Below are 13296 nucleotides of genomic sequence, written 5' to 3' on the forward strand. Positions count from 1 at the left end.
GAAGGGCGAGAGCCAGGGGTTCTTGTAGTTGAGGTGCAGCACGAAGCCGATGGCCACGTAGTTGTCCCCGAAGTGGTACATGAACGAGCCGCCGCCGGTGGCGTTGTCGAGCGGCCAGCCGAAGGTGTGCTGGGTCAGGCCAGGCTCGAAGTTCTCGTCCGGAACCTGCCACAGCTCCTTGATGCCGATGCCGAACTTCTGGGGTTCGCGGCCGTTGGTCAGGCCAAAGCGCGCCTGGAGCTGCTTGGCCAGCGAGCCGCGCACGCCTTCACCGATGAAGGTGTACTTGGCGTGCAGTTCGATGCCGGGCTGATAGTCGGGGCCCTTCTCGCCGTTCTTGTCGATGCCGAACACGCCGGCGACGACGCCCTTCACCGAGCCGTCTTCGTTATAGACGACCTCGGAGGCGGCCATGCCGGGATAGATCTCGACGCCGAGCGCCTCGGCGAGGGCGGCCAGCGAGCGACAGACATTGCCCAGCGAGGCGATGTAGTTGCCGTGGTTCAGCATCCACTTCGGGAACGGCAGGAACGAGATGTCCAGATCGCCGTGCGGACCCAGGATCACGAACTTGTCGCGCGTGACCTTGGTCTCCAGCGGAATGCCGAGCTCTTCCCAGTTCGGGAGCAGCTCGTTGATGCCGCTCGGATCGATCACCGCGCCGGACAGGATGTGGGCGCCGACCTCGGAGCCCTTTTCCAGGACCGCGACGGTAATCTCGGAGCCGGCGGCCTCTGCGAGTTGCTTCAGGCGGATAGCCGCCGACAGCCCCGCGGGCCCGGCGCCGACGATCACGACGTCGTATTCCATCGCTTCGCGTTCAATTGCCTCAGTGGCGATGGCTTCGCTCATGATCCCCGTAACTCCTAATGTGGCCGCGCGGGGGTTCCCCTCCCCTTGTTTCACGCGGCGTTGATCCGTCGCGCGACTTATCCGAAGCTTGTACGAGGGCGGTCAAGCGCGAACTCGGCTATAGACGCCCTTTCAGGACCCAATGACCCAAGCCGCCGCCATCGATCGCACCGCCGAAAGCCTCCTCGCCTTCTGGGCCGAGGCGGGCGTGGACGCCATGTTGCTCGATACGCCGATCGACAAGATCGAGGCTGGGAAGTTCGTTGCGCCGAAACCGCCCGAGAAGACGCCGCTGCTGGTCGCAGCCCCGAGACCGGGCGCGCCGGACGTCGCCAGGGCCGTGGAGACGGCGCGACATCTCGCCGCGGAAGCCCAGGATCTGGAAGCCCTGAAGGCCGCCATCGCGGCTTTCGACGGCTGCCCGCTAAAGTTCGAAGGCGCCCGCCAGTCGGTGTTCGGCCGCGGCGCGGCCAACGCTCCCCTGCTGGTGATTGGCGAGGGTCCCGGTCCCGAGGAGGACGCGAGCGGCGAGCCCTTCGTCGGGCGCCCCGGCCAACTGCTCGACCGGATGCTGGGGGCCGCCGGCCTGACCGACCGGGTGTTCATCACAAATACCGTGTTCTGGCGTCCGCCGGGCAATCGCACGCCCTCGCCGCAGGAACAGGCGATCTGCGCGCCGTTCCTGGAGCGGGCCATCGAACTGATCTCGCCCAAGATGCTGCTGGTGCTAGGCGCCCCCGCCGCCAAGGCGATGCTGAAGCGCGACGAAGGCATTCTTTCGCTGCGGGGACGCTGGTTCGAGTGGCGCTCAGAGGGCGGAAATCTCGAACTTCCGGCCATGCCGACGCTGCACCCGGCCTTCCTGCTGCGGCAGCCAGGCGCGAAGAAGAAGGCGTGGAGCGATCTGCTGACCTTGACCGAACGGCTTGATCGACCCGACCGCGGAGCCTAAGACTCCCCCATCACGAGAACGAGGGCCACGTCCAGATCGCGCGTAGAGGCGGCCGACGTGGAGAACGCATGCGGGCACTAAGGGGCATGCGGATCACGGTCTTGACCGTGATCTGCTCGGCCATAGCTGGAACAACACAGGCTGCGCCTCAGGTGCTCAGCCCCTGGGACGTGCGACGCTACGTGTCCGCCTTCGAGGCTGTGGACCGTGGCGACTTCATCGACGCCGAAATGCAGAGCGGCGAGATCAAGGATCGCTCGCTGGCCGGGCATCTGGCGTTCCGCCAGCTGATGCATCCCAACGCCCACACCGCAAGTTATGAAGACCTGGCCGGTTGGCTGGAGAAATACAACGACCAGCCGGGCGCCGAGCGCGTCTACACCCTAGCCAAGAAACGCAAGCCGACCAGCGCGCAGCCGCTGAAAGTCCCGGTTCTGGCCGGCGCCGACTGGCGCCGCGTGGAAGTCGCCGCCCAAGGCGTCGCCGGGCGCGCCCCGGCCGACAAGAGCCGCCAAGCGCGCGAGGCCTTTTATTCCGGCGACATCAAGCGTGCGCTCGACCTGGCGCCGGCCGCCGGGGACCGCTGGATCGCCGGCCTGGCCGCCTATCGTCTGAAGAACTTCGCCTTGGCTGAAAGCTATCTTGGTCAGGTCGCCCGTGACGAGGGCGAGGATCCTTGGATTCGTTCAGGCGCCGCCTTCTGGGCGGCCCGCGCGCTTGAGGAAACCGGCGACAGCACCCGCGCCCAGGGCTTCATCAAGCTGGCCGCGCGCCACCCGACCACCTTCTACGGCATGATCGCCGAGCGCCGGATGCGGCTGCAGGCGATCAACGACACCCGCAGCGCCCCAACCGGCCAGTTTGTGCCCGCCTCCTTCTCCGCCACCAGCGCGCCGAGCGCCCACCTCAACCAGTTCATCCGCGACGACGCCCGCGCCCACCGCGCCACGGGCCTGGCCCAGGTCGGCATGCCGGTCGAGGCCGGGCTGGAACTGCGCGCGGGCCTGGCGCTCGCCAAGACCGAGACCGAGCGTTCGCAATGGATGGGGCTGATTCTGGCGCTGAACGCGCCGCTGACCTCCGACGCCGACGTCACCTCGTCCCTGCCCCGCGGCCGTTCGTTTGCTGAGCCGGACTACCCGACCCCGGTGCTGGAGCCGAAGTGGGGCTTCACCATCGACCGGGCGCTGGTCTACGCCATCGTCCGCCAGGAAAGCCGCTTCAACCCGGCGGTTGTCTCGCCGTCCGGCGCCGTCGGGCTGATGCAGTTGATGCCCGAAGCCGCCGCCCGCGCCGCCGGCGACGACAAGCTGAAGGCCGACATGAGCCCGCTGTTCGACCCGGCGTTCAATCTGCGAGTTGGCCAGGACTATGTGACCTGGCTGATGGAGCGCGGGGTCGGCTACGACATCCTGCGCACCGTGGCGGCCTATAACGGCGGTCCCGGCACCTTGCTTAAGACCGCACAGAAGGTCGGCGAGAACGACAGCCTGCTGATCATCGAAAGCCTGCCGAGCCTTGAAACCCGCAACTATGTGGAAAAGGTCATGGCCGGCTATTGGACATACCGGAAGAAGTTCGGGATGGATTCCAAGACGCTCGACGCCCTGGCCATGGGCGCGAACTTCGTCGACGCGCGGCTCGATCGGTAGCCGCCCCAATCGTCGTCCTTCGAGTGGGAACCTAGCTCAGATGCTTGGCGCGGCCGACGTGGCGGCGCAGGTCGGACAGGTTGGACGCGCCGGTGCGCCGCAGGGCCTCGGCGCCGATCAGCACCCCAGCCAGCTTCACGCCGCTGAACCGCTCAAGGAACGTCGGGGGGCCTTCGGCGATCAGGGCTGTTCCGCCCTTGCCTTCCAGATGGCTGCGTAGGACCTCGTCCCAACCGCGCCGCAGGCGCAGGGTCGTGGGCAGGACCAGCAGCATGTCGCCGCGCGCCTTCCGGGCCGCGACGTCCAGGCCGCCCTCCACCCACTCGACCCCGGCGTCCTCGCAAATCAGGCCGGTGGCGTCGGTCGAGCCGGCGTCGGCCGCGATCACCTCTCGCACCAGGCCGTCCACCGCGGCCGGCACCAGGACCGGCAGCAGGACCTGCATCTCGCGCTCGGAATTGAAGGTCGGGATGATGACCGAAAGCATACGCTCTTGAGGCGACCGTTCGCGGCCCGCGTCAATAGAGTTCTTGTTTTGTTCTTGCCGGACGTTAGGATGCGGGGGTGAGCACATTCACCCAGCAGATCACGGTCCGAGGCCGCGGCGCGCGGTCAAACGCCAGCGGGCGCTTCGAGAGCCAGGCGCGCGAGGCGTTCGACGACGGCTGGACGCTGGAGGACGCCGAGCCCCAGCAACTCAGGACCACCCTAACGGCCGAGAAGGCCAAGACGATCATCTCGAAGAACACCAGCCCGGACGTTGGGTTTTCGCGTTCGATCAATCCCTATCGCGGCTGCGAGCATGGCTGCATCTACTGCTACGCCCGTCCGGCCCACGCCTATATGGGCCTGTCGCCGGGGCTGGATTTCGAGAGCCAGCTATTCTTCAAACCCGAGGCCGGCAAGCTGCTGGAACGTGAACTGTCGGCGCCGCGCTATGAGCCCCAGTTTATCCACATCGGCGGGAACACCGATCCCTATCAGCCGCAGGAGAGGACGGCGCGCGTGACGCGGCAGGTGCTGGAGGTGTTGGATCGGTTCAACCATCCGTTCTCCATCATCACCAAGTCGGCGCTGATCCTACGCGACATCGACATCCTGGCGGCGACAGCGGCCAAGAACCTCTGCCGGGTGGCGATCTCGGTGACGACGCTTGACCGCAAGCTGGCGCGCAGCATGGAGCCGCGCGCCGCCACGCCCGAGCGCCGGATCGGAGCGATCAAGGCGCTGACTGACGCCGGCGTGCCGGTCACGGTGATGTTCGCCCCGGCTATTCCGGGCCTGAACGATCATGAGATGGAGGCGGTGCTGGAACGCGCGGCCGAGGCTGGCGCCACCGGCGCGGGCTATGTGGCGCTGCGGTTGCCGCTGGAGATCAAGGACCTGTTCCGCGAGTGGCTCGCCACCGATCACCCCGATCGCGCCAGCCGGGTCATGTCACTGGTGCGCCAGATGCGCGGCGGGCTCGACTACGACGCCGAGTGGGGCAAGCGGATGAGGGGCGAAGGCCCGATCGCCGAACTGATGTCGCAAAGATTCCAGCGGGCCAAGAAACGCTATGACCTGAACGCCCGCTATGACGGCCTGGACCTGTCGCTGTTCAAGGTTCCGCCCAAGGCCGGGGATCAGGGCGATCTGTTCGGGTGACGAAGCGGCAGGCCGAGCCCCATCCCTCTCCCCGCCGGGGAGAGGTTAGGTGAGGGGAACTGACTCGCCGCCGCGACGCCGACCGGCCGTAATGCCGCTACGCGGCCCCCCTCACCTAGCCTCTCCCGAGGGAGAGGGATTGGGCGTCAGCGGTTGAACACCGCCACCAGCTCGATGTGCGGCGACCAGAGGAACTGGTCGACGGGCAACAGGCGGTCGAGGGTGAAGCCGGCGTCGGCCAGCAGGCGCGCGTCGCGCACGAAGGTCGCCGGGTTGCAGGAGACCCCGATGACCCGCGAGACCTTGGAACTGGCCAGTTCGACGCATTGTTCGTAGGCGCCGGCGCGGGGCGGGTCGAAGACCACGGTGTCGATGCGCTTCAACTCCGCGGCCAGGACCGGACGACGGGTCAGGTCACGGGCCTCGGCCACGACGCCGTGCAGGCCAGGCGCGCTGGCCAGCGCTCCGCTGAGCGCCCGGATCGCGGCGGCGGAGCTATCGACCGCCAGCACCGGGGCGATCTTGGCCAGCCGGAAGGTGAAGGTGCCGGCGCCGCAGAACAGGTCGGCGATACGCTCAGCGCCCGCAACAGCCTCGACCGCCATATTGGCCATGGCGAGTTCGGCCTCCGGCACCGCCTGGAGGAAGCCGCCGGCCGGCAAGGCGACGCTCGCCTCACCCATCCGCACGGTCGGCTGGCGGGCAAGGTAAGCCATTTCGCCGTCGAGGGTGACACGGGCGAAGTCGGCTTCGCCGGCGATCTCGGCCAGGCGCATGCGGGCGTCGGCCGACAGGCCGCCGCCACTCTTTCGCTCGACCCCGGTGATATCGACGTCGATCCCGGTGTCGGTGATCGTCACATGCAGGGTCGGCGCGGATTTCGAGTGCTCGAACAGTGGCACGGCCAGGCGGCGCAGGGCCGGCAGAGCCGCCACCAGGCGCGGATCGGCGATGGCACATTCGACAATATCGATCACGTCCCAGGACTTACGGCCCTTGAAGCCCAGGCGCGCGGCGTCCTTGCGGCCCGGCCGGGCATGCAGGGACAGGCGGCGGCGGCTGGCCGGGCTTGCGGCGAAGGCCGGCAGGATCTCCGTCTCGAACCGTTCGCGGGCCAGGGTGCGGACCAGGCGATCGACCTTCCAGTCCAGATAGGCGCCGTGCTCCCAATGCTGCAGGGCGCAGCCGCCGCAGACGCCAAAGTGCTGGCACGGCGGGATCACGCGCTGAGGGCTGGCCTCCAGCACGGCCTCGAGCTCGCGGCGCTCGCCGCCGGCGGCCAGGCGAACGCGCTCGCCCGGCAGGGTGAAGGGCGCATAGAGCGGACCGGCCGCAATGCCGTCGCCTTCACCGCCTACAGCCTCGATCACCACCTCGACGGCTGGGCTAGTCGCCACATCTGCAGGACGGGCTCTGTTCGGCCGCCGGGAAGTTCTCATGCTCTAGCTCGTTTTCATTCCTGCGCCCCAAAAGCCCAAGCGGGCCAAGGCGCAACACCAGATGAACGAAGATGAACAGGCCGCTCAAGCAGCGTTCAGATTCGTTCAGCCACTCTCTCTACAGCAGGCGAGGCTCCGGCGCCGCCTCGCGAATTTCTGGAGACACCATATGAACCGCGCCCTCACCTTCACCGCCATCGCCGCGATCGCGGCCTCGTCCATGATGGTTCCGACCTTCGCCTCGGCCCAGGGCCGCAGCTATGGCTCCGGCGACGTCTGCCGGGAACAACAACGCCAATCGGCCAACAAGGGCACAGTGATCGGCGGCCTGTCGGGCGCGCTGCTGGGCGGCGCGGTCGCCGGCAACGGCGCCAAGACCGAAGGCGCGGTGCTGGGCGGGGTCGTCGGCGCGGTCGCCGGCCACCAGATCGCCAAGCGCAATGTCCAATGCAGCTCCTATCCCAAGCGCGTCGCGCGCAGCTCCTACCAGCGCAACAACTGCCGCTGGGTGCAGGAGCGCCATGACGGCCGTAACCAGAGCTTCGAAGTTTGCCGTGGACGCGATGGCGTCTGGCGGCCGAGCGGACGGGCCTAAGGCCCCTCCCTATCCATTCATCCCAACAGGGCAGTAAACAGATGAACTTGCGTTCGACCTTCGCCAAGAGCGCTCTGGCAGGCGTGGCCGGCATCATGGCGCTCGGGACCGCGGCCGCGGTCCCGACCTTCGCGGCGGCCCAATCGTCCGGCTACTACGGCAACAACAGCTACTACGATCCGTGCCAGCGTGACTCGACCAACCGCAGCACGGTCGGCGCCCTGCTCGGCGGCGCGCTGGGCGCGGTGGTCGGCTCCAACGCCGCGGCCCGCAACGCGCGGACCGAAGGCGCCCTGCTCGGCGGCGCGCTAGGCGCGCTAGGCGGCGGCGTGGTCGGCAACCGGTCCGCTGCCTGCAACAACGGTTACCGCGCCCCTCCGCGCGCCGCCTACAACAACGGCGGGAACTACAATACGGGCGCGAACTACGCTCAGCCCTACAACGAGGGCTACTACGCCCCGGCGAACCAGTATCGCCCGGCTCCAGCCTATCGGGGCGACAGCTACAACGTGACCAGCCAAGCGCCGGGCGCGACTGACGGCTGCAGCCTGGCCGAGAGCCCGATCTATCTGCCGGACGGCCGGACCCAGAAGCGCTTCGTGCGCGTCTGCCCCGACGCCAACGGCAACTATCAGGTCGTCGATTAAACAGCCCTCCCACGAGGGGGCCTCAGCCTATTCGGCAGACGGAAGCCGCTCACCTCAGGTGGGCGGCTTCTAACTTTTTGGTGATCGCCAGCCGGCCGCACGCCAAGGTAAGAGTATTTATCGGATCAGTAGTACGCCTCTACTGAGAATATACGGAACACCCGAGCGCGCCCCCCGAGGCCCCATACAAGACGAGATATTGCATCCATGCGAACCTAGGATTTGCTTTACATTGAGCAAACAGAGGTCGCATCTATCTCGCGATACCCATGGGCTTCAATCAAGCCCAGCATAGAATCCAGTTCATTTGTAAATGCATGACCACGCCGAATTCTATTGGCGGGCATGCGTCGCGTTGATTTCAAATCGCAGCAAACGAAACGGAGGAAAACGATGATCATGTTCTCCACACGCGCCCGGATCGCGGGGTCGATCCCAGAAGCAATGGCATGGGCCCATGAGGTCGCCCAGATCGCCGCCAAGGCGTCAGGCGTCCCCATCGAGGTGGCGGCGCGGGTCGGCGGCCACAACGACGTCATCTGGGTGTCCAGGCTCGATAACATGGCCGCGGTCGACAAGCTCATGGAACAGGTTCAGGGCAGTTCGGAGTACCAAGCCGCGATCCGCTCGGCTCAGGAAAAGAAGCTGTTCGACACCTTGAGCATCGAGCAGGCCTTTTGGCGCACTGTCTGACCGGCCTTAGATCTTCTGAGCCCAGAGCAGGTATTCGTGATTGCCGTCACCGCCGGTGATCGGGCTGTCGGCCGTGGCGCGCACGATCCAGCCGGCCCCTCGCAGGAACTCGGCGACCTCGTCCAAAGCGCGAGCGCGCGCGGCCTCGTCCTTGACCAGGCCGCCCTTGCCCACATGGTCGGGGCCGACTTCGAACTGGGGTTTGACCAGGGCGACCAGATCAGCGCCCAGGGTCGCCAGCCGCAGCGCGGCGGGCAAGGCCTTGGCTAGGCCGATGAAGCTGACGTCGGTGACGATCAGGTCCGGCGCGACGGGGATCATCGCCGCCGTCAAGTTGCGTGCATCGACGCCCTCCAGCCCCACCACGCGCGGGTCGCCGGCGAGCTTTGGGTGCAGTTGCCCACGTCCGACATCGACCGCGTAGACCCTGGCCGCGCCATGCTGGAGACTGACCTCGGTGAAGCCTCCCGTGGAGGAGCCGACGTCAAGCACCGTGCGGCCCTCGACCACGACCGGCCAAAGGCCAAGCGCATGTGCCAGTTTCAGCGCACCCCGTCCGACATAGGGATGGGCGGCGACCGCCTCGATGACCGCCGCCTCGTCGACCAGTTCAGAGGCTTTTACGAGGGTCCGACCATCGGCCACGACCCCACCGGCCTCGATCGCCGCGCGGGCCTTGGCGCGGCTGTCGAACAGGCCCCGTTCGACCAGGACGACATCCGCGCGTTTTCGGCCCAATCGCCTATCAGGCCCCTAGGCCTGCTCCCCCTCGAACAGCTTCTTCAGCTCGTTCTTCAAGATCTTGCCATTGGCGTTGCGGGGCAAGGTCTCGTGCCAGAACTTCACCTTCACCGGCACCTTGAAGGCGGCCAGATGCTCGGCGACGTGGGCGCGGATTTCCTCCTCGGTCGCCGAGGCGCCGGGCTTCAGGGTCACGACAGCGCCGGGTTCCTCGCCAAGCGTGCGGTGCGGGATGCCGACGATGGCGGCGTCCATCACGGCCGGGTGGTCGTAGATGACGTTCTCCACCTCGATGCAGTAGATGTTCTCGCCGCCACGGATCAGCATGTCCTTGGCCCGGTCGATGATGAAGCAGAAGCCTTCCTCGTCCACGCGAGCCAGGTCGCCGGTGCGGACCCAACCATCGACAAAGGTTTGGGCCGTCGCCTCGGGCTTGTTCCAATATCCCTTCACGACCTGCGGCCCGCGCGCCCACAGTTCGCCAACGACGTTGGGGGCCAGCACCGTGACGCCGTCGGCCGGATCGCGGATTTCCAGGTCGCTGACCGGAACCGCCGGGCCGCAGCTATCGGGGCGATTGGCGTAGTCTTCCGCGCCGTGGGTGGTCACGGTGGCGCAGGTCTCGGTCATGCCCCAGCCGTTGCCGGGGGCCGACTTGGGGAAGGTCTCCTTGATCTTCCGCACCAGTTCTGGGGCCGAGGGCGCGCCGCCGTAGGACACCGATTCCAGCGAAGACAGATCGTAGTTGGTGCGGGCGGGGTGTTCGATCAGCTGCCAGGCGATGGTGGGCACGCCGCCAGCCTGTTGGACCTTTTCACGCTCGATCACCTCGAAGGCGCGGATGACGTCCCACTTGTGCATCATCACCAGCTTGGCGCCGCCAGCCAGCGAGGGATTGAGGACGGCGAAGCAGCCGGTGACGTGGAAGAAAGGCACGGAGATCAGCGACGAGCGTTGCGGCGCGTCGGGATCGGGCTGGGGCGGCGCTTCGCCCCGACGCAGGAACGCCCGGGCGCCGGCCACGGCGCCGGCCATGATGTTGGAGTTCACGCCACGCTGGGTGGCCAGGGCGCCCTTCGGCTTACCGGTGGTGCCCGACGTATAGAAGATGGTCGCGTCGTCGTCGGGGAGGATCTCGACGTCCGGGAGCGCCCGGTCTGGAAGTTCACCCCATTGGTTGGCTCCCCCCAGCACGCTCTCGACGGTCGTGACCAACGGATGGGCGATCTCTTCGCGCGCGCGGCTGACATAGGCGCGAACGAGGTCGGGGCAGTTGGGCAGGTGCTCGGTCAGGCGCTCATAACGCTCGGCGTCCATGATCACGACCTTGGCGCCCGAATCGGTCAGGCCGTATTCAAGCTCCGGGCCCGTCCACCAGGCGTTCAGCGGAGTGACGATCGCCCCCAGCGAGGCGGCGGCGTAGAAGGCCACCGGCCATTCGGGCAGGTTGCGCATGATCAGGGCGACGCGGTCGCCCTTCTTGACGCCGTCGGCGGCCAGTTGCGCGGCGAAGGCGGCGACCGCGCGGTAGAAGCCCTCGAACGTGACACGCTCGTCTTCATAGACCAGGAAAACCCGCTCGCCATGGGCGCGGCCCAATTCGACGATGGCGCGCAGCGATGGCGGCAGGTGCTTCCAGGTGCGGGTGGGAACGCCATTGATGACAACGGTTTCCATCTCGGCCGGGGTCCCTGGCGATGTGATCATCGCATGGGCCTGGGCGATGGACATTGCGGGCCAACCGGCGGGCAGCACAGCCTCGGACATGGGCAGGTTCTCCTAATGCTCGCACGGGCATTCACGCGCCCGCGTCGTCATAGGTGAACAACCATAACCTAGCGTCATAGGCAAACAGACGTTTGAGGGTTGGGGCGCTACCGCCCCTTTCCTGGTCATCATCGCCGGGCCTGTCCCGGCGATCCATAGACGCGAGCGTTACAGGCAAGCCCGCCGCCACGGAATCCACGGATGGCCGGCTCAATAGGCCGGCCATGAGGAGCTAGGAAATCGCCCCCTCGGGAAAGGTCCGCTCGCCCTAGACCACCGCTTCGAGCAACGAGAGCGCGTGTTCCAGCTTGGCTTTCGCCGCTTCCGATTCGGCCAGGCGCTCGCGATTTTCCTCGACCACCTCTTCCTTCGCATTGGCGACGAAGGCTGGATTGCCGAGCTTCTTGTTCACATGGGCGATGTCGGAGGCGTGGCCGGCGATCTCCTTGGCCAACCGGGTGCGTTCGGCGGCCAAGTCGATGAACTCGGCCACAGGCAGGGCCAGGGTCGCGCCATTGACCACGAACGGGATCGCGCCTTCCGGGGCCGAGGCCACAAACTGCAACTCCGAGACCCGCAGGGTCTGGGCGATGACCGCGGCGTTGGCCTCGAACACAGCGCGTTGGGCGTCGGTGGCTTCAACGACCAACAGCGGCGGACGCGCCGAATGCGGCACGTTCAACTCGGCCTTCACCGAGCGGCCTTCGCTGACCGCGGCGATGATCAGGCTGATCTCGGCTTCGGCGGCGGAGTCCACCAGGCTTTCGGCCAGGTCGGGCCAACGGGCGGTGATCAGCATGCCTTCAGCGCGGGCGGCGCCAAGGTCGGAGGTCTGCGCCCACAACTCCTCGGTGAGGAACGGCATGACCGGGTGCAGCATCTTCAAGATCACGTCCAGCGCCCAGGCGGCGGTCGCCTGGGTCTCGGCCTTGGCCGCCTCGTCCGCGCCGTTGAGGATCGGCTTGGCGAGTTCGACGTACCAGTCGCAGTAGGTGTTCCAGATGAAACGATAGAGGCCGTTGGCGACGTCGTCGAAGGCGCAGGCGTCCAGCGCCTTGGTCATCGACTGGACGGTGCGCGCGGTCTCGCCGACGATCCAGCGGTTCAGCGTGTTCTTCACCTCGGCAGGGTCGAAGCCCTCGGCCCGCGCGCAGCCGTTCATCTCGGTGAAGCGGGTCGCATTCCAGAGTTTGGTGCCGAAATTCCGATAACCTTCAATGCGCTGCGTCGAAAGCTTGATGTCGCGTGCCTGGCCGGACATCGCCGTCAGGGTGAAACGAAGGGCGTCGGCGCCGTACTGGTCGACCAGTTCCAGCGGGTCCATGACATTGCCCTTGGACTTGGTCATCTTCGCGCCCTTGGCGTCGCGCACCAGGGCGTTGATGAAGACGCGGTCAAAGGGAACGTCGCCCATGAAGTGCAGGCCCATCATCATCATCCGGGCGACCCAGAAGAAGATGATGTCGAAGCCGGTGACCAGGGTGCTGGTCGGATAGAACCGCGCCAGATCGCTGGTCTTCTCCGGCCAGCCCATGGTCGAGAATGGCCAGAGCCCGGACGAGAACCAGGTGTCGAGAACGTCCTCGTCCTGACGTAGCGGTTCGTCGTGGCCGTAGTGCTCGCGCGCCGCGGCCTCGGCGGCCTCCTGCGTCTCCTCGACGAAGATCTTGCCGTCCGGGCCGTACCAGGCCGGGATGCGGTGTCCCCACCAGAGCTGGCGCGAGACGCACCACGGCTCGATGTTCCGCATCCACTCGAAGTAGGTCTTCTCCCAGTTCTTGGGCTCCAGGACCGTGCGCCCCTCCTCCACCGCCTTGATGGCGGGCTGGGCCAGGGTCTTGGCGTCGACGTACCACTGGTCGGTCAGGTAGGGCTCGATGACCACGCCGGAGCGATCGCCGTGCGGGACGGCGTGGCGGGTCTTCTCGATCTCCCGCAGCAGGCCCAGGGCCTCGAACTCGGCCACCACCTTCTTGCGGGCGGCGAAGCGGTCCAGGCCCTGATATTCCTTCGGCGCGTTCTCGTTGATCCGCGCCTGGGGGTCGAAGATGTTGATCAGCGGCAGGTTGTTGCGCTTGCCGACCTGATAGTCGTTGAAGTCGTGGGCGGGCGTGATCTTCACCGCGCCGGAGCCCTTTTCCGGATCGGCATAGTCGTCGGCGATGATCGGGATCGGCCGGCCCACGATGGGCAGGCGCACGGCGCGGCCGATCAGGTGCTTGTAGCGCTCATCCTTGCCGTTCACCGCCACGGCGGTGTCGCCCAGCATGGTCTCAGGCCGCGTGGTGGCCACGACGATCTCGCCCGTGCC

The 13296-nt window shown here is 66.8% G+C and carries 12 protein-coding genes; 6 read left to right on the top strand and 6 right to left on the bottom strand.

Annotated elements, in window-relative coordinates; translation table 11 throughout:
• Nucleotides 1–852 (bottom strand): NAD(P)/FAD-dependent oxidoreductase (locus Q7T84_RS09280; RefSeq protein WP_304808040.1); only part of this gene is annotated, 852 nt, incomplete at its 3' end.
• Nucleotides 853–994: 142 nt separating this feature from the next.
• On the opposite strand from Q7T84_RS09280, the gene Q7T84_RS09285 reads away from it, so the two are divergent.
• Both Q7T84_RS09285 and Q7T84_RS09290 read left to right on the top strand, forming a co-directional pair.
• Nucleotides 995–1804 (top strand): uracil-DNA glycosylase family protein, encoded by an 810-nt coding sequence (locus tag Q7T84_RS09285; RefSeq protein WP_304808043.1) that lies wholly within the window; start codon nucleotides 995–997, stop codon nucleotides 1802–1804.
• 68 nt (nucleotides 1805–1872) lie between these two features.
• Nucleotides 1873–3456, top strand: coding sequence for a lytic transglycosylase domain-containing protein (locus Q7T84_RS09290; RefSeq protein ID WP_304808045.1), 1584 nt, complete (start codon nucleotides 1873–1875; stop codon nucleotides 3454–3456).
• A 31-nt stretch (nucleotides 3457–3487) separates the two neighbouring features.
• On the opposite strand, the gene Q7T84_RS09295 is transcribed toward Q7T84_RS09290, so the two are convergent.
• Nucleotides 3488–3943, bottom strand: a complete 456-nt coding sequence (locus Q7T84_RS09295) for a hypothetical protein (RefSeq protein ID WP_304808047.1) — start codon at nucleotides 3941–3943, stop codon at nucleotides 3488–3490.
• A gap of 77 nt (nucleotides 3944–4020) precedes the next feature.
• On the opposite strand from Q7T84_RS09295, the gene Q7T84_RS09300 reads away from it, so the two are divergent.
• Nucleotides 4021–5103, top strand: coding sequence for a PA0069 family radical SAM protein (locus Q7T84_RS09300; RefSeq protein ID WP_304808049.1), 1083 nt, complete (start codon nucleotides 4021–4023; stop codon nucleotides 5101–5103).
• Between the two features lie 146 nt (nucleotides 5104–5249).
• Here the strand turns inward: Q7T84_RS09300 and Q7T84_RS09305 are convergent, their stop codons facing one another.
• Nucleotides 5250–6500 (bottom strand): class I SAM-dependent RNA methyltransferase, encoded by a 1251-nt coding sequence (locus Q7T84_RS09305; RefSeq protein ID WP_304808051.1) that lies wholly within the window; start codon nucleotides 6498–6500, stop codon nucleotides 5250–5252.
• Between the two features lie 211 nt (nucleotides 6501–6711).
• On the opposite strand from Q7T84_RS09305, the gene Q7T84_RS09310 reads away from it, so the two are divergent.
• The 3 genes from Q7T84_RS09310 to Q7T84_RS09320 all read left to right on the top strand — a co-directional run bounded on the left by Q7T84_RS09310 (nucleotide 6712) and on the right by Q7T84_RS09320 (nucleotide 8477).
• Nucleotides 6712–7137 (top strand): glycine zipper 2TM domain-containing protein, encoded by a 426-nt coding sequence (locus tag Q7T84_RS09310; RefSeq protein ID WP_304808053.1) that lies wholly within the window; start codon nucleotides 6712–6714, stop codon nucleotides 7135–7137.
• Nucleotides 7138–7178: 41 nt separating this feature from the next.
• On the top strand, nucleotides 7179–7784 hold the full coding sequence (locus Q7T84_RS09315; RefSeq protein ID WP_304808055.1) for a glycine zipper 2TM domain-containing protein: 606 nt from the start codon (nucleotides 7179–7181) through the stop codon (nucleotides 7782–7784).
• Between the two features lie 399 nt (nucleotides 7785–8183).
• Nucleotides 8184–8477 (top strand): hypothetical protein, encoded by a 294-nt coding sequence (locus tag Q7T84_RS09320; RefSeq protein WP_304808057.1) that lies wholly within the window; start codon nucleotides 8184–8186, stop codon nucleotides 8475–8477.
• Nucleotides 8478–8483: 6 nt separating this feature from the next.
• Here the strand turns inward: Q7T84_RS09320 and Q7T84_RS09325 are convergent, their stop codons facing one another.
• The 3 genes from Q7T84_RS09325 to Q7T84_RS09335 form a co-directional block, all read right to left on the bottom strand.
• Nucleotides 8484–9215: a TlyA family RNA methyltransferase gene (locus Q7T84_RS09325; RefSeq protein WP_304808059.1), complete on the bottom strand. Its 732-nt coding sequence runs from the start codon at nucleotides 9213–9215 to the stop codon at nucleotides 8484–8486.
• Between the two features lie 15 nt (nucleotides 9216–9230).
• Nucleotides 9231–10985 (bottom strand): class I adenylate-forming enzyme family protein, encoded by a 1755-nt coding sequence (locus Q7T84_RS09330; RefSeq protein WP_304808060.1) that lies wholly within the window; start codon nucleotides 10983–10985, stop codon nucleotides 9231–9233.
• Nucleotides 10986–11253: 268 nt separating this feature from the next.
• Nucleotides 11254–13296: valine--tRNA ligase (locus tag Q7T84_RS09335; RefSeq protein ID WP_304808062.1), on the bottom strand; the 2043-nt coding region annotated here is incomplete at its 5' end.

Source organism: Phenylobacterium sp., assembly GCF_030654915.1.
GTDB lineage: Bacteria > Pseudomonadota > Alphaproteobacteria > Caulobacterales > Caulobacteraceae > Phenylobacterium.

Bases quoted from the DNA above. Each gene is read 5' to 3' on its own strand.
- Q7T84_RS09315 (WP_304808055.1), top strand. From the start codon at position 7,179: ATGAACTTGCGTTCGACCTTCGCCAAGAGCGCTCTGGCAGGCGTGGCC.
- Q7T84_RS09295 (WP_304808047.1), bottom strand. From the start codon at position 3,943: ATGCTTTCGGTCATCATCCCGACCTTCAATTCCGAGCGCGAGATGCAG.
- Q7T84_RS09320 (WP_304808057.1), top strand. From the start codon at position 8,184: ATGTTCTCCACACGCGCCCGGATCGCGGGGTCGATCCCAGAAGCAATG.
- Q7T84_RS09285 (WP_304808043.1), top strand. From the start codon at position 995: ATGACCCAAGCCGCCGCCATCGATCGCACCGCCGAAAGCCTCCTCGCC.
- Q7T84_RS09310 (WP_304808053.1), top strand. From the start codon at position 6,712: ATGAACCGCGCCCTCACCTTCACCGCCATCGCCGCGATCGCGGCCTCG.
- Q7T84_RS09290 (WP_304808045.1), top strand. From the start codon at position 1,873: ATGCGGGCACTAAGGGGCATGCGGATCACGGTCTTGACCGTGATCTGC.
- Q7T84_RS09330 (WP_304808060.1), bottom strand. From the start codon at position 10,985: ATGTCCGAGGCTGTGCTGCCCGCCGGTTGGCCCGCAATGTCCATCGCC.